At 71.6% G+C, this 22,883-nt stretch carries 20 protein-coding genes and 1 pseudogene; 1 reads left to right on the forward strand and 20 read right to left on the reverse strand.

Annotated features, from left to right (window positions below):
• Positions 1–26: 26 nt before the first annotated feature.
• Positions 27–1,559: an AMP-binding protein gene (locus B277_RS03590; RefSeq protein ID WP_238148037.1), complete on the forward strand. Its 1,533-nt coding sequence runs from the start codon at positions 27–29 to the stop codon at positions 1,557–1,559.
• A gap of 129 nt (positions 1,560–1,688) precedes the next feature.
• Here B277_RS03590 and B277_RS03595 read toward each other — a convergent pair whose 3' ends face one another.
• From B277_RS03595 to rsmH, 20 genes and pseudogenes are all read right to left on the reverse strand, one after another.
• The gene (locus B277_RS03595) at positions 1,689–2,624 is read right to left on the reverse strand and encodes an RluA family pseudouridine synthase (RefSeq protein ID WP_007925264.1); all 936 of its coding nucleotides are present in this window, start codon (positions 2,622–2,624) and stop codon (positions 1,689–1,691) included.
• Entirely contained in the window at positions 2,621–3,235 is a 615-nt protein-coding gene (gene lspA, locus B277_RS03600) for a signal peptidase II (RefSeq protein WP_128276859.1), read from the reverse strand. Before lspA ends, B277_RS03595 begins: the two co-directional genes overlap by 4 nt.
• Positions 3,208–3,966, reverse strand: a complete 759-nt coding sequence (locus tag B277_RS03605) for a TraR/DksA family transcriptional regulator (protein WP_007925268.1) — start codon at positions 3,964–3,966, stop codon at positions 3,208–3,210. The genes lspA and B277_RS03605 overlap by 28 nt, the downstream gene beginning before the upstream one ends.
• A 194-nt stretch (positions 3,967–4,160) precedes the next feature.
• The gene (locus B277_RS19445) at positions 4,161–5,225 is read right to left on the reverse strand and encodes a DivIVA domain-containing protein (RefSeq protein WP_007925269.1); all 1,065 of its coding nucleotides are present in this window, start codon (positions 5,223–5,225) and stop codon (positions 4,161–4,163) included.
• 72 nt (positions 5,226–5,297) lie between these two features.
• Entirely contained in the window at positions 5,298–5,573 is a 276-nt protein-coding gene (locus B277_RS03615; protein ID WP_007925270.1) for a YggT family protein, read from the reverse strand.
• Positions 5,574–5,615: 42 nt separating this feature from the next.
• Complete coding sequence (locus B277_RS18770) at positions 5,616–6,089, reverse strand: cell division protein SepF (protein WP_007925271.1); 474 nt, start codon at positions 6,087–6,089, stop codon at positions 5,616–5,618.
• Between the two features lie 50 nt (positions 6,090–6,139).
• On the reverse strand, positions 6,140–6,844 hold the full coding sequence (locus B277_RS03625) for a YggS family pyridoxal phosphate-dependent enzyme (protein WP_007925272.1): 705 nt from the start codon (positions 6,842–6,844) through the stop codon (positions 6,140–6,142).
• Entirely contained in the window at positions 6,841–7,572 is a 732-nt protein-coding gene (locus B277_RS03630; protein WP_040880709.1) for a purine nucleoside phosphorylase YfiH/LACC1 family protein, read from the reverse strand. The genes B277_RS03625 and B277_RS03630 overlap by 4 nt, the downstream gene beginning before the upstream one ends.
• 116 nt (positions 7,573–7,688) lie before the next feature.
• Positions 7,689–8,909 (reverse strand): cell division protein FtsZ, encoded by a 1,221-nt coding sequence (gene ftsZ / locus B277_RS03635; protein WP_007925275.1) that lies wholly within the window; start codon positions 8,907–8,909, stop codon positions 7,689–7,691.
• A gap of 147 nt (positions 8,910–9,056) precedes the next feature.
• On the reverse strand, positions 9,057–9,800 hold the full coding sequence (locus B277_RS03640) for a cell division protein FtsQ/DivIB (protein WP_007925277.1): 744 nt from the start codon (positions 9,798–9,800) through the stop codon (positions 9,057–9,059).
• Positions 9,797–11,176 carry a UDP-N-acetylmuramate--L-alanine ligase gene (gene murC, locus B277_RS03645; protein WP_007925279.1) on the reverse strand — a complete coding sequence of 460 codons (1,380 nt, stop codon included), beginning with the start codon at positions 11,174–11,176 and terminating at the stop codon, positions 9,797–9,799. Before murC ends, B277_RS03640 begins: the two co-directional genes overlap by 4 nt.
• A gap of 56 nt (positions 11,177–11,232) precedes the next feature.
• Positions 11,233–12,345, reverse strand: a complete 1,113-nt coding sequence (gene murG / locus B277_RS03650; protein WP_007925280.1) for an undecaprenyldiphospho-muramoylpentapeptide beta-N-acetylglucosaminyltransferase — start codon at positions 12,343–12,345, stop codon at positions 11,233–11,235.
• Positions 12,342–13,370: an FtsW/RodA/SpoVE family cell cycle protein gene (locus B277_RS03655; RefSeq protein WP_156811725.1), complete on the reverse strand. Its 1,029-nt coding sequence runs from the start codon at positions 13,368–13,370 to the stop codon at positions 12,342–12,344. The genes murG and B277_RS03655 overlap by 4 nt, the downstream gene beginning before the upstream one ends.
• Before the next feature lie 249 nt (positions 13,371–13,619).
• Entirely contained in the window at positions 13,620–15,137 is a 1,518-nt protein-coding gene (murD, locus tag B277_RS03660) for a UDP-N-acetylmuramoyl-L-alanine--D-glutamate ligase (RefSeq protein ID WP_007925289.1), read from the reverse strand.
• Positions 15,116–16,197: pseudogene (mraY, locus tag B277_RS03665) on the reverse strand (phospho-N-acetylmuramoyl-pentapeptide-transferase). The gene murD and the pseudogene mraY overlap by 22 nt, the downstream one beginning before the upstream one ends.
• Positions 16,194–17,600 carry a UDP-N-acetylmuramoyl-tripeptide--D-alanyl-D-alanine ligase gene (locus B277_RS03670; protein WP_040880710.1) on the reverse strand — a complete coding sequence of 469 codons (1,407 nt, stop codon included), beginning with the start codon at positions 17,598–17,600 and terminating at the stop codon, positions 16,194–16,196. Before B277_RS03670 ends, mraY begins: the two are co-directional and overlap by 4 nt.
• Positions 17,597–19,135 (reverse strand): UDP-N-acetylmuramoyl-L-alanyl-D-glutamate--2,6-diaminopimelate ligase, encoded by a 1,539-nt coding sequence (locus B277_RS03675; protein ID WP_007925294.1) that lies wholly within the window; start codon positions 19,133–19,135, stop codon positions 17,597–17,599. The genes B277_RS03670 and B277_RS03675 overlap by 4 nt, the downstream gene beginning before the upstream one ends.
• 11 nt (positions 19,136–19,146) lie before the next feature.
• The gene (locus B277_RS03680; RefSeq protein WP_007925295.1) at positions 19,147–20,937 is read right to left on the reverse strand and encodes a peptidoglycan D,D-transpeptidase FtsI family protein; all 1,791 of its coding nucleotides are present in this window, start codon (positions 20,935–20,937) and stop codon (positions 19,147–19,149) included.
• A gap of 350 nt (positions 20,938–21,287) precedes the next feature.
• Positions 21,288–21,818, reverse strand: coding sequence for a cell division protein FtsL (gene ftsL / locus B277_RS03685; RefSeq protein WP_007925296.1), 531 nt, complete (start codon positions 21,816–21,818; stop codon positions 21,288–21,290).
• A 3-nt stretch (positions 21,819–21,821) separates the two neighbouring features.
• On the reverse strand, positions 21,822–22,826 hold the full coding sequence (gene rsmH / locus B277_RS03690) for a 16S rRNA (cytosine(1402)-N(4))-methyltransferase RsmH (protein ID WP_007925297.1): 1,005 nt from the start codon (positions 22,824–22,826) through the stop codon (positions 21,822–21,824).
• Between the last annotated feature and the right edge of the window lie 57 nt (positions 22,827–22,883).

The following is a 22,883-nucleotide window of genomic DNA, read 5'->3' on the forward strand; positions in this document are numbered from 1 at the left end:
GGAGGTTCCACCGGATGATCGTGCCGATGTCCGTCAACGACTTCATCGACCGCGCGGCCGCCGTCTACGGCGAGCGCCTGGCGGTCGTCGACGAGCCGGACCAGCCGGCGCCTCCGCTCGAGGGCGTGACCTATGCCCGCATGCGGCAGCTCGCCAATGCGCAGGCGGCCCACCTCGACTCCCTGGGCATCGAGGTCGGCGACCGCGTCGCCGTCGTCTCGCACAACTCGGCGCGGCTGCTCACGAGCTTCTTCGGCGTCGCCGGCTCGGGCCGGGTCCTCGTCCCGATCAACTTCCGCCTCGCTCCCGAGGAGGTGAAGTTCATCGTCGAGCACTCCGGCGCGCGCGTGCTCTACATCGACCCCGAGCTGACCTCACTGATCGACGAGGTGCAGGCCGAGCACACCTTCGTCCTGGGCGAGGACGAGCACCTCTTCGGCGGGATCGACCCGGCCACCGCGCAGCCGCGGGAGTGGGAGCCGGACGAGGCGGCCACGGCGACGATCAACTACACCTCCGGCACGACCGCGCGCCCCAAGGGGGTGCGGATCACCCACCGCAACATCTGGACCAATGCGGTGACCTTCGGCCTGCACGCCGGCATCAGCGACCGTGACGTCTACCTGCACACCCTGCCGATGTTCCACGCCAACGGGTGGGGCATGCCCTTCGCCATGACCGGTGTGGGGGCGCAGCACGTCGTCATCCGCAAGATCGACGGTGCCGAGATCCTGCGCCGGGTCGAGCGCCACGGCGTGACCGTCATGTGTGCCGCGCCTGCCGTGGTCAACTCCGTGCTCGCCGCGGCGCAGGAGTGGGAGGGCGAGATCCCCGGCCGCGACCGGGTGCGCATCATCGTCGCCGGCGCTCCCCCGCCCACGCAGACGATCGCCCGCGTCGAGACGGAGCTGGGCTGGGAGTTCATCCAGATCTACGGCCTGACCGAGACCTCTCCGCTGCTGACGATCAACCGGACCCGGGCCGAGTGGGACGAGCTGACCCCCGAGGAGCGTGCCGGCAAGCTCGTGCGGGCGGGTTCCCCCGCCATCGGCTGCCGGATGAAGCTCGACGAGGAGAGCGGCGAGCTCCTGGCCCGCTCCAACGTCGTCATGGAGGGCTACCACGACCTGCCAGAGGAGACCGAGCGCACCTTCGAGGGCGGCTGGTTCCACACCGGTGATGGCGGCACGATCGGCGACGACGGCTACGTGACGATCAGCGACCGCAAGAAGGACGTCATCATCACCGGTGGTGAAAACGTCTCGTCGATCGAGGTGGAGGACGTGCTTTTCTCCCACCCGGACGTCACCGAGGTCGCAGTCATCGGCGTCCCCGACGACAAGTGGGGCGAGACGATCAAGGCCCTCGTCGTCGTCGCGGAGGGGTCGGAGGCGACCGAGGCCGACCTCATCGCGTGGTGCAAGTCCAAGGCGGCCGGCTACAAGGCGCCGACGACCATCGAGTTCCGCGACGAGCTGGCCCGCACGGCCACCGGCAAGCTGCAGAAGTTCAAGTTGCGCGCTCCCTACTGGGAGGGCCGCGACCGTCGGGTCAACTGACCCAGCCCATGACGAAGGGGGGCGCCACCGTGGTGGTGGCGCCCCCCTTCGGCGTGCTGACGGTCAGCTGTGGACCTTCCTCGTCTTCGAGCCGGTCGTGCCCCGCAGGACCGACGAAGCCTCACCCCGTCAGGACAGGTCGGCGAGCCGGTCCAGGGCCGTCTGCAGGTCCTGCGGGTAGGTGCTCTCGAAGTGCACGTAGTCGCCCGTACCGGGGTGGACGAAACCGAGCCCCATGGCGTGCAGCCACTGCCTCTCGAGACCGAGTCGGGCGCCCAACGTCGGGTCGGCGCCGTAGGTCGGGTCACCGACGCACGGGTGGCGCAAGGCGGCCATGTGCACGCGGATCTGGTGGGTGCGCCCGGTCTCGAGCTTGATCTCGAGCAGGGAGGCGTGGCGGAAGGCCTCGAGGAGCTCGTAGTGGGTGATCGCGTGCTTGCCGGAGTCCATGACGGCGAACTTGTAGTCGCCACTCGGGTGGCGCCCGATCGGCGCATCGATGGTGCCGACGTGCGGGTCGGGCAGGCCCTGGACGAGCGCGTGGTAGGTCTTGTCGACCGTGCGTTCCTTGAAGGCCCGCTTGAGCACCGAGTACGCGTGCTCGCTCTTGCACACGACCATGAGGCCTGAAGTGCCGACGTCCAGCCGCGAGACGATGCCCTGTCGCTCGCTCGCGCCACTCGTCGTGATGCGGTACCCGGAGGCGGCGAGACCGCCCAGGACGTCCGGGCCGGACCAGCCGACGCTCGGGTGCGCCGCGACGCCGATGGGCTTGTCGACGACGACGATGTCCTCGTCGTCGTGGATGATCCGCATGCCGGGCACCGGCTCGGCGACGACGGCGAGCGTCGGGCTGTCGTCGACGGAGGGCAGGGTGACCTCGATGTGCTCACCGGCGCTGACGCGGGCGGACTTGGCGACGGCGCTCCCCTCGACGAGGACCTTGCCGTCGGCGGCCAGCTCGGCCGCGCGGGTGCGGGAGAGGCCGAAGAGGCGCGCCACCGCGGCGTCGATGCGCTCCCCCTCAAGACCGTCGGGGACGAGGACGTTGCGCACATCGGTCACGGTGTCTCCTCCTGGTCGTTGCGGTCGTCGACAGCATCCTCGTGCGCTCCGGCCGCGTGCTGCGGGCGGGTGCCGTCGATGCCGATGTTGGCGAAGACCAGCCAGATGAGCAGCACCGCTCCGGCGACGATCGCGATGTCGGCCACGTTGCCGACGAAGAGCCCGCCGTAGTCGATGAAATCGATGACGTGTCCGCGCAGCGGCCCAGGCTCGCGGAAGAACCGGTCGTAGAGGTTACCGAGGGAGCCGCCGAGGACGAGCCCGAGCGACAGGGCCCACCGGGAGGAGCCGATCCGTGGGGTCGCCCACAGGATGGCGGCCGTCACGGCCACCGCCACGAGCGTCATGAGCCACGTCGTTTCGTCACCGATGGAGAAGGCGGCGCCGGAGTTGCGGATCAGACGAAGGGAGAGGACGTCACCGATGAGCGGGAGGGACCTCCCGTCGGTGAGTGCTCCGAGCGCCCAGACCTTGCTCGCCTGGTCGAGGATGAGCGCCGCGAGGGCGGCGAGGACGTACCAACGAAGCACCCCGGAGCGCGAGGCGGGCGCCGGGGTGTCGTCGTCTGGGGTGTGTGGGGCGCTCAGCGCCGCTCCTGTCGACTCTTGCATGTCATGCACAGGGTCGCACGAGGATAGGCCTGGAGTCGAAGCTTGCCGATCGGATTGCCGCAGTTTTCGCAGATCCCGTAGGTCCCGTCCTCGAGTCGGGCGAGTGCGTGGAGGTTCTGCTCCAGGCCCGTGCGGGCCCCGGCGACGAGGCTCAGCTCGTGCTCGCGCTCGAAGGACTTGGCCCCGGCATCCGCCTGGTCGTCGCCGGCCCCATCGATCGGCTCCTTGAGGAACTCGTTGAGGTCGGTCTCCGCGGAGCTGATCTCCGCCGTGAGGCGCTGGATCTCGGTGTCGAGCTCGGCCCGCACCTCCTTGAGCTCCTTGGCGGTCCACGGGCTCTCGTCCTCCCGGACGACGAGCTGCGCCGCGGTCTTCTTGGCGGGAGCCTTCTTCGCTGCGGTCTTCTGCGCCGCAGCCTTCTTCGTCGTGCTCTTCGAGGTGGACGCCTTCTTCGGCGCGGCCTTGTTCGTGGCGGCCGCCTTCTTCGCGGCTGTCTTCTTCGCGGCGGCCTTCGTGGCGCTCGTCTTCTTCGGGGCGTTCGTCTTCTTCGTGGTCGCCTTCTTCGTGGCGCCCTTCGACGTCGTGCTGCCGTTCGCGCTCGCGGCCGTGGACTTCTTCGCGGTGGTCCCCTTCGCCTCGGGCTCCTTCTTCGACGAGACCCTCTTCACCGTGGCCCGGGCCGCGCTCTTCACACGCTCCGCTGCTCCCGTGGCCGTCTTCTTCGTCGCCATGACCGTCCTCAGATCGGGTTGGCCCGTACCCCTGCACGGACCAGAGTCAACGAAGGGTACGACGTTTTGGCGCAGATCGCGGGATCAGCGCGCGTCATTCTCCGAGAGGCCATCTGCCGGCGTCTCACAGCTGCCAGAGGCGGCGGCCTCCCTGAGTGGGGAGACCGCCGCCTCTGCGGGTCGTGCTGATCCGCTCAGCTCTTGCTGGAGGTGGTCTCCGGCGCGAGAGCCGGTGTGGACTCCAGGCCCTTGAGCTGCGTGCTGATGAAGTCCTTGAGCTTGCGACGGTAGTCGCGCTCGTAGGTCGTCAGCTCGGCGATCTGCGCCTCGATCTTCGTCTTCTGCGCGTTGAGGTCGTCGAGGATCTTCTTGCGCTGCGCCTCGGCCTCGCTGACCATCGTCGTGCTCTTGGTCTGGGCGTCCGAGATGAGCTTGTCGCGCTGCGTCGTGCCCTCGCCGATGAACTGGTCGCGCTTGCCCTGACCGGTCTTGACGAACTCGTCGTGCTTGCCCTGACCCGTCGACACGAGCTCGTCGTGCTTGCGCTGGGCCTCGGCGATGAGCTTGTCGCGCTGGCTCTGGCCCTCGGCGACGTGCTCGTCGTGCAGGCGCTGGGCGAGGGCGATGAGGCCCGACGCGCCGGCGCCACCACCGGCGGCAGCGGCCATCTGACCGGCTCCACCATCGGTCGCGGCCGCGGCGGGGGCCGCGGGCTGCGCGGCGGCAGCCTCCTGACGCTGCTTGGCCTCGGCCTCGGCCTTCTCGGCGGCCGCGTTGGCGGCCTGGATGCGCTGCTGGGCGCGCTCCTCTGCCTCCTGGGCGCGGGCATTGACGGTCGCGATGCGCTCGTCGGCACCCAGCTGGGCCTTGTCGACCTTGGCGTTGTCGCCCTTGGCCTGCTCGTCGTTGGCCCGGGCGGAGCGCTCGAGCTCGCCGGCGCGCTTCTCGGCCGCGGCGCGCGCAGCCGTCTCCTTCTCGAAGCGGGTGCGCAGGTCGTCGAGCCGGGCACGCAGGTCGCGGTTCTCGCGGGTCAGCGCCTCGTCGGCCTGACCGGATCCACCAGCGGCGGCCGCGACCGGAGCCGGGGCGCCGGACCCGTCGGCGGCACGGGCCCGCAGGTCCTCCGAGTCCTTGACCATGCGGCGCATCTCGGCCACGACCTCGTCGAGGAAGTCGTCGACCTCGCGCTCGTCGTACCCACGACGGAACTGGGTCTGGGTGAAGGTCTTGTTGAGGACGTCCTCGGGCGTGAGCGCCATTGTTCCTCCGTATGCGTTCGGACAGATTGCACGCCAGTGCCACGCAGAGCGCGCACGGGCATCACCCTCAGCCTAGACGATGCTCAGCAGCACCGAGACCGCGAGGATGAGCAGCAGGAAGGCGACATCGATCGCGACCCCGCCGAAGCGGATCGGTTTGACCACCCTGCGGATCGCGTTGAGCGGCGGGTCGGTGAGGGTGTAGATCGCCTCGGCGACGACGAGGATGACGCCCTTGGGGCGCCACTGCCGGGCGAAGACCTGGATCCAGTCGAGGACGAGACGACCGATGAGGACGAGGAAGTAGATGTACAGCACGAGGTGCAGCACATCGCGGACGATCGACATGGATTCAGCCTAGGCCGGGGGCCTGTGGCCCCGCTGGGAGGGTCAGCTCTGGTTGAAGAGGGCGCGCGGCTGCTGCGCCTCGCCGCCCTCGGCGTCGACCTCGATGTGCTCGGGCGAGAGCAGGAAGACCTTGTTGGTGACGCGCTCGATGGAGCCGTGCAGGCCGAAGACGAGGCCGGCGGCGAAGTCGACGAGACGCTTGGCGTCGGAGTCGTCCATGTCGGTGAGGTTCATGATGACCGGCGTGTTGCTGCGGAAGCTCTCGCCGATGGCGCGCGCGTCGTTGTACGTGCTCGGGTGGATCGTCGTGATGCGGTTCATCTGGGTGACCTCCACCTCGTGCACGGCAGGAGCGGTGGGGACGCGGCGCAGCGGCGTGACCTCTGCGGGTCGCTCCTCCTCGAGGACCTCGTGGCCGCTCTCGTAGTCGTCGACGTACTGGTCGTCGTAGTCGTCGTAGCGCTTGTCGTCCTCGGCGAGTCCGAGGTAGACCATCGCGTTGCGCAGTGCCGTCATGTCTCTCAAGTCCTTACGTCTTACCGGGGGCCTCGTCGGTGTCACCGAAGTTACCGGTGTGACGCACGAGTTCCGAGGATTGCCGTCCCGACACGCAGGTGTGTCGCACCGTGCCGGACTGCGGACTCGAGGTCGCCGCTCATCCCCGCCGAGAGCATCCAGGCCGACGGGTGGTCGGCGACGAGCGCCTCGTGGAGCCGGGCGAGCAGCGCGAAGGCCGCGTCCGGGTCGCCACCGAGCGGAGCGACGGCCATGAGCCCTCCGAGACGAAGGGAGGACCCCGCGATCGCGTCGGCGAGGGCGGGCACCTCGGCCGGGTCCGCTCCGCCCCGGTGGGCATCGGCGTCGGGGTCGAGGTTGACCTGGATGAGGGCGGTGACCTCGCGGCCGGCGGTCTCGGCGCCGCGGGCGAGCGCCCCGACGAGCTTGAGCCGGTCGACGGACTGGACGACGTCGGCCCACCGCGTGACGGCATTGGCCTTCTTCGACTGCAGCTGACCGATGAAGTGGGTCCGCACCCCGGGGGGCACTCCCCCGTCGTCGAGCTTGGCGGAAGCCTCCTGCTCGCGGTTCTCCCCGATGTCGGTGACGCCGAGGTCGGCGAGCAGGTCGAGGTCGCTGCGGGGGAAGTGCTTCGTGACGACGACGAGGTGGACGTCGTCTCGCTCGCGGCCGCTGGAGGCGCAGGCCGCCGCGATCCGCTCCTCGACCTGCGCGAGGTTGGTGGCTAGCTCCTGCCGACGTGGCCCGGTCATGCCGCCCTCCCGATGACGCCGGCAAAGCGACCGGTTCTACCGTCGCGACGGTAGGAGTAGAGGTCGGCCTCCTCACGGGCGCACCCGGCGATCCACTCGACGGGCACTCCCGCACCGGCCAACTGGTCGACGACCCCGCTCGCCACGTCGATGGCCGGCGTGCCCGACCAGGTGACGGCCGCGGAGACGGGCGCGACGGCGGCTGCGGCCGAGCGCATCTCGTCGGGCACCTCGTAGCAGCGGCCGCAGACGGAAGGCCCGACCGTGGCCCGCAAGTCGACGGCGCCGAGGTCACGCATCGCCTCGACGAGCCGCAGCGCGACCCCCGCCACCATGCCGGGTCGCCCCGCGTGGGCCACCCCGACGAGGCAGCTGCCGGTGTCGTGGACGAGGACCGGGGTGCAGTCGGCGACGAGCACGCCGAGGGCGATGCCCGGCTCGGCGGTGACCATGGCGTCTCCGGTGCCCACGGCACCGGTCTCCGTACGGGGCGCCGTGAGCACGTCGGAGGTCACGTGGATGACCTCGCTGCCGTGGACCTGATCGGCCCACAACGTGGGCAGCCCGAGCGCGGCCTCGAGGGCGGCGCGGTTGCGGGCGACGGCGGTCGGGTCGTCGCCGACGTGGGCCCCGAGGTTGAGCCCGGCGAAGGGGGCCGCACTCACCCCGTCGCGGCGGTCCGTGAAGGCCCGCACCAGTCCTGCGTCGTCATCTCTCCAGCCGAACACGTCTGCAACCTACCTCTCGCCGCCGAGCGCCGGCACATGTCACCGGGACGACGCAGGGCCCCGACCGTGGTGTCGGGGCCCTGCGGGCGATGCCCGGGCCGCTCAGCGGCCCGAGGTCACTTGAGGAAGTCCGGGACGTCCAGGTCGTCGCCGTCGTCGAAGGTCACCTGGCGCGGCGGGGTGGCCTGCTTCGGCTGGGCCGGAGCCTGCTGGGCTGGGGCGGCCTGCTGCTGCGGCTGGGCCTGAGCGGGCGCCTGCTGGGCCGGGGCCGCCTGCTGCTGCGGCTGCGCGGGGGCCTGCTGGGCCGGGCGCTGCTGGGTGGGTGCCTGACGCGACTGCCCACCGGACTGGACCTGACCGAGCGCCCGGTCGTCGGGCCGCTGCTGCGGGACGCCCCCGTCGAAGCCGGCGGCGATGACGGTCACGCGCACCTCGTCGCCGAGCGCGTCGTCGATGACCGCACCGAAGATGATGTTGGCCTCGGGGTGAGCGGCCTCCTGCACCAAGCGCGCTGCCTCGTTGATCTCGAAGAGGCCCAGGTCACTGCCGCCCTGGATCGACAGCAGCACGCCGTGGGCACCGTCGACGCTGGCCTCGAGCAGCGGCGAGGAGATCGCGAGCTCGGCGGCCTGGACGGCGCGGTCCTCACCTCTCGCCGAGCCGATGCCCATGAGGGCCGAGCCAGCCCCTTGCATGACGGACTTGACGTCGGCGAAGTCGAGGTTGATCAGGCCGGGCGTGGTGATGAGGTCGGTGATGCCCTGGACACCGGAGAGCAGCACCTGGTCGGCACTGCGGAAGGCGTCGAGCATGCTCACCGCGCGGTCGCTGATCGACAGCAGCCGGTCGTTGGGGATGACGATGAGGGTGTCGACCTCGTCGCGCAGCGCACCGATGCCGGACTCGGCCTGGTTGGCGCGACGACGCCCCTCGAAGGTGAACGGGCGCGTGACGACACCGATGGTCAGGGCACCGAGGCTCTTGGCGATCTTCGCGACGACCGGCGCGCCACCGGTGCCGGTGCCGCCCCCTTCGCCCGCGGTGACGAAGACCATGTCGGCCCCCTTGAGGACCTCCTCGATCTCCTCCGCGTGGTCCTCCGCAGCCTTCTTGCCCACCTCGGGGTCGGCACCGGCACCGAGACCGCGCGTCAGCTCGCGACCGACGTCGAGCTTGACGTCGGCGTCCGACATCAGGAGCGCCTGGGCGTCGGTGTTGATCGCGATGAACTCGACACCCTTGAGGCCGACCTCGATCATCCGATTGACGGCGTTGACGCCACCGCCGCCGATGCCGACGACCTTGATAACGGCCAGATAGTTCTGGGCTGATGCCACGGGGACTCCTGTTGCTGCTGCTCGGTGGTGCCTCACCCCGAAAGCTCAAGGTGAACTTCAGGGTTACAGTTTGGTCACGCTCGGTGTGCGGGTGACGTTATGCGGCCCGAGCCGCATGGGCAAACGCTGCACCCGCGTGTCGCCACACTACCCGCTCGTGACGGGCGTGTCGGGGGCCGAGACGTCGATGGTCTTGGCCTTCTTGGCCTGGAGGATCCGGATGACCTCGACCTTGACCTCCGGCTTCGACCCGTCGCCCCAGATGATCCGGGTCGAGCCCAGGCGGAAGCTGATCTGGTCCGCGGAGTCGACCCGGACGTCCTTGACCTTGGAGCGCATCTCCGCGGGCAGCGCGGCGAGCATCCCCTGCGCCGCCTTGACCCCGTGGCCGGACACCTCGGCGTCGTCCTCGGCCGTCACGGTGGGCACGTCCTCGGGGGCCGAGGTGACGTGGCGGATGACGACCCCGTCGAGGTCGAGCAGCTCGAAGTCCCGCTCCCCGCGCTCGACGGCGAGCGCCGGGACTCTCGACGTCACCTTGAGGTTGAGGGTGTGCGGCCAGCTCCTCTCGACCGTCACGTGCGCGGCCCCGGGGACCTCGTCGGTGATCCGTCGGGCGAGGTCGTCACCGTCGACCCGCACGAGCGGTCGGCCCACCTGCTCGTCGGCGATCCGCTCGATGCTCGCCGCGTCCGCAGGGTCGGCCCCGGTGACGCTCACCTCCCGGGTGTCGAGCAGCGAGGAAAACCCGACCGCCCACGCCAGGGCGATGGTGACGACCACCGCGACCACGACGAGCAGCCACCGCCGGACCCGCTGGGTGCGCGCGTGCGCCGCTCGCTCGGCAAACCGCTCCTCGGTCGCCTCCCGCGTCCCGCTCCCCCGACTCATCGACGCAGTGCCTCGAGCAACCTCGGGCCGAGGTGGGTGACGTCGCCGGCCCCCACCGTCAGGACGAGGTCGCCGGCACGCGCCTGCGCGGCGACGGCCGCGACGGCCTCATCGGTCCCGACGACGCGGACGGAGCGGCCTGCTGCCTCGAGGGGAGCCGCGATGAGCTGGGAGCTGACTCCGGGCACCGGGTCCTCGCGCGCTCCGTAGACGTCGAGCAGCAGCACCTCGTCCGCCGGCTCGAGACCGGCCGCGAATCCCTCCGCGAAGTCGCGCGTGCGCGAGTACAGGTGCGGCTGGAAGACGACGAAGAGCCGGTGCTCACCCGCGATCTCCTTCGCGGTGCGCACGACCGCCTCGACCTTGCCGGGGTTGTGCGCGTAGTCGTCGACGACGCTGACGCCCCGGGCCTCCCCCTTCGTCTCGAAGCGCCGGCGGGTGCCGCCGTAGGCCGCCAGCCCATCGAGCACGGGCTGCGGCTCGAGACCGAGTCCGTGGACCGCGGCGGCGTAGGCCGCGGCCGCGTTGAGCAGGTTGTGCCGGCCGGGCACGGCGATCTCGAGCTCGCGCCGCTGCCCGCCCTCGACGAGGGTCACGCCGGCCCGGGTGCCGTCGAGCACGGGGTCGACGAGGCGCACCTCGGCCTCCTCGGCGAAGCCGTAGCGCAGCACCCGCACCCCGGCGGCTGCCGCCCGCTCGGCGAGCCGGACGGACCCGGCGTCGTCGGCGCAGGCGACGAGCAGCCCGCCCGGGGCGATGCTCTGCGCGAACTCGAGGTAGGCCGCCTCGACCGCGGCGAAGCTGCCGTAGAAGTCGAGGTGGTCGGGCTGGACGTTGGTGACGATGGCGACCTCGGGCCGGTAGGCGAGGAAGGAGCCGTCGGACTCGTCGGCCTCGATGACGAAGGGAGTCCCCTCCCCCAGCGCCGCGTTGACCCCGTGCGTCGACAGCTCCCCGCCGAGCGCGAAGGAAGGACGCTGCCCGCTCTCGAGCAGCGCGACGGTGAGCATCGAGCTCGTCGTCGTCTTGCCGTTGGCCCCGGCGACGGCCACGCCGGTCTGCTCACCGATGACGGAGGCGAGGGCCTGGCTGCGGTGCAGCACCCGCAGCCCTCGGCTGCGCGCGGCGGCGAGCTCGGGGTTGTCCTCGCGGATCGCCGACGAGACGACGACGGTGTCGGCGCCCTCGAGGTGGGCGACGTCGTGGCCGACGTTGACCCGGGCACCGAGCTCACCGAGACGACGCAGCAGCGGCGAGTCGTGGGCATCGCTCCCGCTGACCGGCACGCCGGCGTCGACGAGCAGCCGGACGATGGCCGACATCCCGGCGCCGCCGGCGGCGAGCACGTGCACGGAGCCGAGGTCGGCGAGGGGCACACGGGGGGGCGAGGACGTCGAAGCGCTCGTTGCGCGGCACGGGCGGCAGCACGGACTCACTCATGCCGGCTCCCGTCGACCCACGCGGTGGTCACCATGTCGGCCAGGGTCTCGTCGGCATCCCGGTGGCCGACCGACGCCGCGGCGCGGGACATCTCGCGGATCCGCTCCGCGTCCTGCAGCAGCGGGACGACCTCCCGCGCGACCCAGCCGGGGTCGACGTCGGCGTCCTCGACGAGCAGTCCACCACCGGCGGCGACGACGCCGGCGGCGTTGAGCCGCTGCTCGCCGTTGCCGATGGGCAGCGGCACGTAGACGGCGGGCAGCCCGACGGCCGTCAGCTCGCACACGGTGTTGGCGCCCGAGCGGCAGACGACGGCGTCGGCGGCCGCGTAGGCCAGGTCCATGCGGTCGACGTAGGGCATGACGACGTAGGGCACCGACTCGTCGCCGCCGAGGGCGACGAAGTCCTTGCCGGCGCCGGTCGCGTGGAGGACCTGGATACCGGCATCGCGGAACGTCGCGACGCTCGCGGCGAAGGCGTCGTTGAGCCGCTTGGCGCCGAGCGAGCCACCGGTGACGAGCAGGACCGGCAGGTCGTCGCGCAGGCCGAGCCCCGCGCGTGCCTCGGCCCGGGTGGCCTCGCGGTCGAGGGCGACGATCTCCGGGCGCAGCGGCATCCCGATGACCCGGGCACCGGCGAGCTTGGTCCCGGGGAAGGTCACGCCGACGTGGTCGGTGAAGCGGGCCCCCACCTTGTTGGCGATCCCTGCCCGCGCATTCTGCTCGTGGATGACGATCGGCACCCCGGCCTTGCGCGCCGCGAGATAGGCCGGCGTGGAGACGTAGCCACCGAAGCCGACGACGACCTGGGCGTCGACCTGCTCGATGGCCCGACCAGCGGCCGCCACCGCACGTCGCAGGTTGACCGGCAGCCGGACGAGGTCACCGGAGGGCCTGCGCGGCAGCGGCACCTTGGGGATCGTCGCGAAGTCGTACCCGCGCTCGGGCACCAGCCGTGCCTCGAGGCCCTCGCTCGTGCCGAGGGCCAGGATCTCGACGCCGGGGTCACGGCGACGGAGGCAGTCGGCGAGGGCGAGCAGCGGCGAGACGTGTCCCGCGGTGCCACCTCCCGCCAGCAGGATGCGTGAGGGGCGGTCGGGCGTCATCGCGTGGATGTCCTCCTGCTGGGGAACCGGGCGAGCAGGGCGCGCGCCCGGGAGGGCTTGGCCGCGATCATCTCAGAGCAGCCCGGCTCGGCACGAGCGAAGCTCAGCAGGATGCCGACGGCGAGCATCGAGGTGACGAGCGAGGACCCGCCGGAGGAGACGAAGGGCAGCGGCACGCCGATGACGGGGAGCATCCCGATGACGGCGCCGATGTTGATGATCGCCTGGATGAGCACCCAGGTGCAGATGCCCGCGGTGGCCAGCCGCACGAAGTAGTCGTCGGTGCGGGTGACCAGCCGCAGTCCGGCGAGGGCGAAGCTGGCGAAGAGCAGGAGGATCGCCAGCGTGCCGAGCAGGCCGAGCTCCTCACCGATGATCGCGAAGATGAAGTCGTTGTACGGCTCGGAGAGCCAGCCCCACTTCTCGCGGCTGGCCCCGAGGCCGACGCCGAGCCAGCCCCCGTCGGCGAGGGCGTAGCGGCCGTGGACCGACTGGCGGCAGATGCCGTAGAAGAGCTCGGTGCCGGGGGCGCACTGCTCCGGGTTGAGCCAGACGTTGATCCGCTCCATCCGGCTGTTGCCGAGGGTCAGCGCGGCGTAGCCGAGCACGGCGAGCACCCCGAGCCCGGCGCCGAACCAGCGCAGCGGCACTCCCGCGGCGAAGAGCATGCCGACGACGATCGCGACGATGACCATGGCGGTGCCGAGGTCGTGACCGAGCATGACGAGCCCGACGATGACCAGCGCCCCGGGGAGGACGAAGGGGATGAGCGCGTGCTTGATCGAGCCGAGCAGCGCCTGCTTGCGCTCGAGGACGAGCGCACCACCGAGCACGAGGCCGATCTTGGCGATCTCGCTCGGCTGGATGGACAGCGAGCCCACCCCGATCCAGTTGCGGTTGCCCTGGAAGCCGAAGCCGAGGGGGGTGAGGACCAGCCCGAGCAGGACGATGGAGGCGAGGACCGCGGGCAGGGCGAAACGCTTCCAGAAGGCGACGCTCCGCCGCGAGGCCCACCACAGCGCCAGCCCCCCCCGCGACCGCGAAGACGAACTGCTTGAGGAAGATCGTGAAGGAGCTGTCGTTTTCTCTCAGCGAGACGATCATCGAGGCCGAGAGCACCATGACCAGGCCGATGCCGACGAGCAGGCCGACGACCCCGAGCAGGAGGTAGTAGGTCGTCATCGGCGACTCGAAGCGCGCCGCCCACTGCTCGAGCCGGGTGCGAGCCGATCGCGCGCCGGTGCCGCGACCGGTTGCTGCGCTGCTGCTCACACTCACCCCTCCTGCAGGTAGCGATCCACCGCGTCGGCGAAGGCGTCTCCGCGGGCTCCGTAGTTGTCGAACATGTCCATGGACGCCGCCGCCGGGGCGAGCAGCACCACGTCTCCCGGCTGGGCGAGTGCCCCCGCGTGCCGGACGACGAGGTCCATGGCTCCAGTGTCCGTGGCGGCGACGTCGATGACGGGGACATCCGGCGCGTGTCGGGCGATGGCGGCGGCGATCTGCTCGCGGTCGCGCCCGATGAGCACGGCGCCCCGCAGCCGGTCGGCCGCTGCGGCGACGAGCTCGTCGACGTCGGCCCCCTTGAGCAGCCCCCCGGCGACCCAGACGACCTTGGCGTAGGCGGTGAGGCTGGCCTGCGCGGCGTGCGGGTTGGTCGCCTTGGAGTCGTCGACCCAGTGCACCTCGCCGGCGGTGGCGACGTGCGCGATGCGGTGGGGCTCTGGCTGCCAGGCCCGCAGCCCGTCGCGGACGGCCACGGGCGGGACGCCGTGGGCGCGGGCGAGCGCCGCGGCGGCGAGGGCGTTGGCGACGAGGTGCGGGGCGACGCTGGGGGCCTCGCCCTGCAGGTCGGCGAGGCTGCCGAGCTCGGCCGCCGTCGTGGCGCGGTCCTCGACGAAGGCCCGGTCGGCGAGCACGTCCTCGACGAGCCCGAGCATCGAGGGCCCGGGGCTGCCGAGGGTGAAGCTCACCGCCCGGCACCCCTCGACGACGTCGGCCTCCTCGACGAGGCGCCGGGTCGCGGGGTCCTGCTCGTTGTAGACGCAGGCGATCTCGGTGTTGGCGTAGACCTTGCCCTTGGCGGCGGCGTACTCCTCGAGCGAGCCGTGCCAGTCGATGTGGTCCGGTGCGATGTTGAGGCAGGCCGCGGCACGCGGGCGAAGGGAGTGGCTCCAGTGCAGCTGGAAGCTCGAGAGCTCGACGGCGATGACGTCGTAGGGCTGGGGGTCCTGGACGAGGTCGAGCACCGGGGTGCCGACATTGCCAGCGCTCGCCGCCCGCAGGCCGGCGGCCCGCAGCATGGAGGTGAGCATCTGCACGGTCGTCGTCTTGCCGTTGGTGCCGGTGACGAGGAGCCAGGGGGCTCCCCCTTCGCGCGGCCGCATGCGCCAGGCGAGCTCGACGTCGCCCCAGATCGGGATGCCCGCGGCGGCGGCCGCGGCGAGCAGCGGCTGGTGCGGCGGCCATCCGGGCGAGGTGACGACGAGGTCGATCTCGTCGGCCGGCACGGGCAGCGCGGTCTCGGCTCCGTCGCCGAGGTGCAGCTCGGCGTCGAGGACCTCGAGGATCTGGGCACGCTGGCCCATCGGGGTGCCCTCCACCGGGGTCTGCGCGTCGACGACGCGCACGTGGGCGCCGTGCTGGATCAGGGCGTCGGCAGCGGCGAAGCCGGAGACCCCGAGGCCGGTGACGACGACCCGCAGGCCGGCCCAGTCCGCCTCGTGGGAGGTCAGCCCCGCCAGCCGCTCGTCGTGGGAGCGGGCCCGGGTCACGGCGTCCCCACGACCCATTCGGCGTAGAAGATCGCCAGGCCGCCGGCGACGAAGAGCCCCGCGATGATCCAGAAGCGGATGACGATCGTCACCTCCTGCCACCCGAGCAGCTCGAAGTGGTGCTGCAGCGGCGCCATCCGGAAGACCCGCTTGCCGGTCGACTTGAAGGAGGCGACCTGGATGATCACCGAGAGGGTGATCGTCACGAAGAGCCCGCCGAGGATGACGATGAGCAGCTCCGTGCGCGAGAGGATCGCCAGGCCGGCAAGACCACCGCCGAGCGCGAGCGAGCCGGTGTCGCCCATGAAGATCTTGGCCGGGGAGGCATTCCACCAGAGGAAGCCGAAGCAGGCGCCGGTCGCGGATGCGGCGACGACCGCGAGGTCGAGCGGGTCACGCACGTCGTAGCAGTTGGCCACGGGGCTGATCTGGCAGTTCTGGTTGAACTGCCAGATCGAGATGACGACGTAGGCGCCGAAGACCATGACGGAGGACCCCGTGGCGAGCCCGTCGAGACCGTCGGTGAGGTTCACGCCGTTGGACGTGCCCGCGATCATGAGGTTGGCCCAGAGGATGAAGAGGATCGTCCCGATGACCGGCCCGGCGAAGGCGAGGTCGATCGCGGTGTCGCGGACGAAGGAGATGCTCGTCGACGCCGGTCGCCGCAGGGCCTCGTTGGGGAACTGCAGCGCGAGGATCGCGAAGATCACGCCGACGGCGGTCTGACCGATGAGCTTCTGCCTGACCGCAGCCCGAGACTGCGCTGCCGGCTGATCTTGATGTAGTCGTCGGCGAAACCGACGGCGCCGAGGCCGACCATGAGGAAGAGCACGAGCAGGCCGCTGACGGTCGGCGGGTGCCAGGTCACGACGTGCGCGAGCGCATAGGCGATGACCGTCGCGAGGATGATGACGGCGCCGCCCATCGTCGGGGTGCCGCGCTTCGTGTGGTGCGAGGTGGGGCCGTCGTCCCGGATGAACTGCCCGTACCCCTGCTTGACGAGGTAGCGGATGAACATCGGCGTCCCCAGCAGGGCGACGACGAGGGACAGGACGGACGCGATGACCACTGCCTTCACGAGCGGGCCTCCCTCTGGATGATGCGGTCTCCGAGCCACCGTAGCCCGGCGTCCCGACTCGACTTGAACAAGGCGACGTCCGGCACGGCGAGCTCGTCGGCGAGCACGGCCTCGGCGGCTTCGGCGTCGTCCACGACCCGGACCCGCACGTCCTCCCGCGGGCCATTGTCCTTCGCCCCGGTGGCGATCGGCGACGCCGACGCGCCCACGACGAGGATCTCGTCGAAGCCGAGGTCGGTCGCCTCGCGCCCGACGGCGGCGTGCAGCTCGTCGGAGGTCTCCCCCAGCTCGAGCATCGCACCGAGGACCGCCCAGCGGCGCCCGGTCGTCGCCATGCCGGCGACGCTGCGCAGGGCCGCGGACATCGAGTCGGGGTTGGCGTTGTAGGCGTCGTTGACGACGACGACGCCGTCGTCGCGGCGGGTGACCTCCATCCGCCAGCGGCTGGCGGGACGGGCCGCGGCCAGTGCCGGCACGATCTGCTCGAGCGTCATGCCGGCGGCCTGGGCAGCGGCGATGACGGCCAGGGCGTTGCCGACGTGGTGGCGGCCGACGAGGCCGAGATCGACGCGGGCCGTGCCGAAGGGGGCGACGACGGTGAAGGAGGGGCGTCCCGTCTCGTCGACGGTGACCTCGGTGGCACGAACGTGCGCGCCCTCCGCCTCGCCGACGAGCACGACCCGGGCCGAGGTGCGGTCAGCCATCGCGGCGACGAGCTCGTCGTCGGCGTTGAGCACGGCGACCCCGTCGGCAGGCAGGGCGGCGGGCAGCTCCCCCTTCGCCTGCGCGATCGCGTCGACGGAGCCGAACTCGCCGACGTGGGCGTGCCCGACGTTGAGCACGATGCCGATGCGGGGCGGGGCGATGCGCGTGAGGTACTCGACGTGCCCGATGCCGCGGGCACCCATCTCGACGACGAGGTGGGCGGTCCGGGGCGTGATCCGGCAGACCGTGAGCGGCACGCCGACCTCGGAGTTGTACGAGCCGACCGGCGCGACGGTCTCGCCGTCGGTGGCCAGCACGGCGCCGAGCAGGTCCTTGGTGCTTGTCTTGCCGGAGGAGCCGGTGATCCCGATGACCGTCAGGTCGGGTCGGGAGTCGACGAGGTGTCGTGCCAGGGCGACGAAGGCGGCCTGCTCGTCGTCGACGACGACGCAGGGCAGCCCGTCGACCTCGCGGGTGGTCAGCGCGGCGACGGCGCCGGCCGAGGCGGCACCGGGCACGAAGTCGTGCCCGTCGGCGCTCTCGCCGACGCGGGCGACGTAGAGGCTGCCGGGGCCGGCCTCGCGCGAGTCGGTGACGACGGGGCCGTCGACGAGCAGCGCGTCGGCCTCGGCCACGGTGCATCCGTGGAGGCGCCCGCCGGTGAGGTCGGCGACGGCGCCCAAGGTCATGGGGATCATCCGGTGGCACTCCGGCGGTCGAGGGCGGCCCGCAGGACCGTCCGGTCGTCGTGGTCGCGGACCTCGCCGCGCACTTCCTGTCCTTGCTCGTGGCCCTTGCCGAGGACGGCCACGGTCGCGCCGGGGCCGGACTCGTGGGCGATGGCGACGGCGCGCTCGATGGCGTCCACCCGCCCGGCGACGATCTCGAGCCGAGCCCGCGAGCGGGGCCACACGCCGTCGGCGACGGCGGCACGGATCACCTCGGGGTCCTCGTCACGCGGGTTGTCGTCGGTGACGACGACGACGTCGGCGTGCGCCGCCGCGGCCGCCCCCATGCCGGGGCGCTTGCCCGGGTCCCGGCTGCCGCCGGCACCGAGGACGACGACGAGCAGGCCGTTGGTCTGCGGGCGCAGCGCGGCCAGGGCCGCGCCGACGGCATCCGGGGTGTGCGCGAAGTCGACGATCGCCAGAGGCAGCTCGTCGGAGGGGGTGCTCGGAGCGACGATCTCCATCCGGCCGGGCACCTCCGGGCGGGTGAGCACGGCCTCGGCGACCTGGTCGGCGGGCACACCCGACTCGATGAGCGCGACGGCGGCCATCGCGGTGTTGACCCGGTTGAAGTCGCCGGGCAGGGCCGACTCGAGCCGCACGGTCTCGTCGCGTCGGGTGAGGCGCACGAGCGGCTGCCGGGGGTCTCCCCCGATGACCCAGTCGGCCTCGGCGTCCAGGCGCGAGGTCACGGTCGTCACGGGGACGCTCGCCTCGCGGGACAGGCGCTGGCCCCACTCGTCGTCGATGCAGACGACGCCGCGGCGCGAGCGCTCGGGGGTGAAGAGGCTGGCCTTGGCCCGGAAGTACTCCTCCATGGTGCCGTGGAAGTCGAGGTGGTCCTGGCTGAGGTTGGCGAAGAGGGCCACGTCGTAGACGACCTCGTCGACGCGGTGCAGCGTGAGCGCGTGGCTGGAGACCTCCATGACGCAGGCGTCGACGCCGCGCTCCCCCATGGTCGCCAGCAGCGCGTGCAGGTCGGTCGTCTCCGGGGTCGTGCGCACCGACTTGATCCGCTCGCTGCCGATGCGGGTCTCGATCGTCCCGATGAGCCCCGTCGTGCGGCCGAGCGCCTCGAGCGCCGAGACCATGAGGTAGGCCGTCGTCGTCTTGCCGTTGGTGCCGGTGATGCCAAACATCTTGGGCCGTCGGGCGGCGCTGTCGTAGACCGCGGCCGCGACCCGGCCGAGCACGGTGCGGGGCCGCTCCACCTCGACGAGGGGCAGCTCGACCCCCTTCGCCCGGAGGCGGGAAACCCCGTCGGCATCGGTGAGGACGGCGACGGCGCCGGCCGCGAGGGCCTGGTCGACGAAGTCGGCGCCGTGGGCGCGGGCCCCGGGGAGGGCGGCCCACAGGTCGCCGGGCTGCAGGGTCTTGGTGTCGAGCGAGACGCCGGTGACCTCGGTGGCCAGGTCACCGTGGGTGAGCCGGGCACCGTCGCCGAGGAGGTCGGCGACGGTGTGCAGGGTCAGCGGGCGGACCCGCTCTGGGCGAGGAAAAGACACGTCGGCCGACCCTACCCGTCGCCGGGCGTACCCCGGTCCTTCAGCAGACCCGGGGTGTCGTCGGCCGGTCGCTTGGACAGCTTGGTGCGCACCTTGGGCGCCTTCTCGTCCTGCGGTGTCGGCGGGACCTTTTCGTGCTGGAGTGCGTAGGTCATGACGTCCTTGAAGACCGGGGCGGCGACGGTGCCGCCGTAGTAGCCCTTGATCGGGCGCTGGAGGATGACCGAGACGACGAGCTGCGGGTCGTCAGCCGGCGCGAAGCCGATGAAGCTCGCCGTCTTGCCCGAGTACCCGCCCGTGCGCGAGTCGTACCGGTCGGCGGTGCCGGTCTTGCCGGCGACCCGGTAGCCCTCGATGCGGGCCTGCGGCGCGGTGCCCTCCTCGGAGACGACGCCTTCGAGCATCCGGGAGACCTCGTTGGCCGTCTCCTTGGAGACCGCCTGGGTGCGCGTGCCGGCCGGCGCGGGGTCCCACCCGCCCTGGCCGTCACTCACCTCCTTGACGAAGGTCGGGCTGATCCGCACGCCGTCGTTGGCGATGGCCTGGAAGACGTTGGTCACCTGGATCGCGGTCGTGGACACACCCTGGCCGTAGGTGATCGTCGCCCGCTGGGAGCCGTTCCACGTCTCCGCCTTGGGCAGCAGACCCGCCGACTCCCCCGGGAATCCTGACCCGCTCGTCGACCCGAAGCCGAACTTGCGCAGGTACTCCTCGAGGGTCTTGGGCTCCATCGTCTCGCCGATGAGGATCGTGCCGGTGTTGCTCGACTGCGCCAGGGCCCCGGCGACCGTCCGGTACTCGTCGGGGTGGGGGTGCGAGTCGTTGAGCGTGCGGTTGCCGCGGTTGACCGACCCCGGGAGGATCATCGGCGTCTCCGGGGTGATCGTGTCCTCCTCGAGCCCCGCCGCGACGGTCATGATCTTCGACGTCGAGCCGGGCTCGAAGACGTCGCTGAAGGCGAGGTTGCTGTAGACGCCCTTGCCGTCCCCGAGGTTGTTGGGGTCGAAGGTCGGGTAGGACGCCAGGGCGACGAGCTCACCGGTGACCCGCTGGACGACGATCGTGCCCGAGAGCGCGTCGGTCTCCTTGACCTTGTCGGCCAGGGCATTTTGCGCGTACCACTGGATGTCGTTGTCGATCGTCAGGCGCACGTCCTTGCCGGCCGTGCCGGAGGTGACGTCGTCGGAGGCATTGGGCAGGCGCGAGCCGTCCTGCGCGATCTCGTACGTGGCCTGTCCGGGCGTGCCCTTGAGCACGTCGTCGAGCTGGAGCTCGAGGCCACCGCCGGCGCTCTGGTCCTGCGGCTGGACGAAGCCGACGAGCGAGGCGACGGTCGTCGACTGCGGGTAGGTGCGCTGCGAGGAGCGCTCGGAGTAGATGCCGGGGATGCCCAGGGCGTTGATCTTGCGCCAGGTGAGCGGCGAGATGTTCTTGGCCAGCGGCCGGTAGCGCAGGTCGCCGGTGAGCTTGGGCTCGATCTCGGAGGCCGGGTCGCCGAGGATCTCGGCCAGGTCCTCGGCCGCGCCCTCGACGCCGACGGTGGTGCGCTCGCCGTCGACCGTCTTCTTGTACTCGGGCACCGCGGTCTGGTCGACGATGACGGTGCGCCGCTCCTGGCTCTGCGCGAGGACGGTGTTGTTGACGTCGTAGATCGTGCCGCGGTGCGCCGGGATCGCCTCGGTGTGCGTCCGCTGACGCAGGGCGTCGGCGGCGACCGCGTCGGAGTCGAAGCCCTGGATGCGCAGCAGCTGTGCGGCGAAGAGGCTGAGCACGATGAGCGAGACGACCATGAGGGCGCGCATGCGGGCGCGCGGGCTGCCGACGGCTGGGGTGGCCGTCGCCGGTCGCGTGGCCGGTCGGGTCGACGAAGGGCGTGGTCCGCGCGTCGGTCGGGTGGCCGGGCGGGACGCCGCGGGGGCGCGAGGCGGTCGTGCGCGCGGTCTTCTTCGCGGCCGCCTTCGTCGCGGGTGGGGGTGCCGAGGTCTTCTTCGCGGAGGCCTTCTTCGCCGCCGACGTCTTGGCCGCCGATGTCTTGGCCGCACCCTTCGGGGCGGCCGTCTTCTTCGCGGCCGGCCCGGGGCGGGCCGAGCGCGTGGGCCGGCCCGTGCTCCGGGGGTCCTCGGGTCGGCGCTGGCTCACCGCGCTCCCCCTCTCAGTCCTTGGTCGAGCTGCTGCTCTTGGTGCTGCTCTGCTTCTTCATGCTCTCGTCGGCGGTCTTCTTCGTGCTCGTCGAGCTCTTGTCCGCCTCGTCCGCGGTGCTCGTGGCCGCTGCTCCCACCGTAAATCCGTCGGGCTTCTCGGCCACCGTCGCCACGCCGAGCACCTTGCCCTGGTCGACGTCGATGAAGGCCGCTGACTGGGCCGGCACCATGCCGAGCTCGTCCGCGCGGGTCGCCAGGTTCTGCGGCGCGGACTTGGCGTTGATCGACTGGGCGAGGGAGTCCTCGGTGTCCGCGAGGCTCGCCGAGCGGGCCTCGAGCGCGGAGACCTTGAAGGAGTCCTGGGCCATCGAGGTGTTGAGCCCGAGCACGGCGGCAAGACCGGCGAGCAGGAGGGCGACGCACAGGACGGCAAACCACGGCGACCCGGACCGGTCGGCGGGCGTGACGACCTGCAGCGAGGCGCGCTCCCGACGGGCCGGGGTTCGGCGGGCGACGGTGGTGGCGACGGTCGACTGGCTCATCTCTTACGCGCCTTCTCTCGGTGGACGGATGCGTTCGGCCCCACGCAGTCGGACCGAGGCGGATCGGGAGTTGGTGGCGAGCTCGTGCTCGCTCGGGGTGAGGGCACCCCGGGTGGTCAGCCGCAGCTCGGCCGCGTGCTCAGGCAGCTCGACGGGCAGGTCGGCCGGCGAGGTCGACGTCGCGCCGCGGGCGAGCGCCTTCTTGGTGATGCGGTCCTCGAGCGAGTGGAAGGACAGGACGGCGAGGCGCCCACCGACCGCGAGCCGCCGCAGCGCCACCGGGAGCGCCCGGGACCACCCGGCGAGCTCCTCGTTGACCTCGATGCGCAGGGCCTGGAAGGTCCGCTTGGCCGGGTGCCCACCCCCGCGCTGCGAGGCCATGGGGATGGTCGAGCGGAGCAGCTCGACGAGCCGCCCCGAGCGGTCGAAGGGAGCGACCTCCCGCTCGCGGACGATCGCGCCGGCGATCTTGCGGGCGAAGCGCTCCTCGCCGAACTCCGACAGCACCCGGGCCAGGTCCCGGGCGTCGTAGGTGTTGAGCACCTCGGCGGCCGTGACGCCCGTCGTGGGGTCCATCCGCATGTCGAGGGGCGCGTCGTGCGCGTAGGCGAAGCCGCGCTCGGTCTCGTCCAGCTGCAGCGAGGAGACGCCGAGGTCGAAGAAGGCGGAGGTCACCGTGTCGATGCCGAGGTCGTCGAGGACCTCGCCGATCTCGTCGTTGACCGCGTGCACGAGGGTGACCCGGTCGCCGAAGGGGGCGAGCCGCTCCCCCGCGAGGCGCAGCGCCTGCGGGTCGCGGTCGATGCCGATGAGGCGGACCTGCGGGTCGGACTCGAGCACGGCCTGCGCGTGGCCGCCCATGCCGAGGGTCCCGTCGACGTGGATCGCGCCCGGCGTGGAGAGCGCGGGCGCGAGGAGCTCGAGGACCTCGTCGAGCATGACGGGGACGTGGCGGGAGGCCGCGTCGCGGTCGTCGGTCGTCAGGTCACGGTCGGCGTCGTGCTCCACGGTGCTCCCTTCGTGCTCGTCGGTGGTGTCGGGTGGTGGTGCGGGGTGGGGTGGTGA

Source organism: Janibacter hoylei PVAS-1 (assembly GCF_000297495.1).
Lineage (GTDB): Bacteria > Actinomycetota > Actinomycetes > Actinomycetales > Dermatophilaceae > Janibacter > Janibacter hoylei.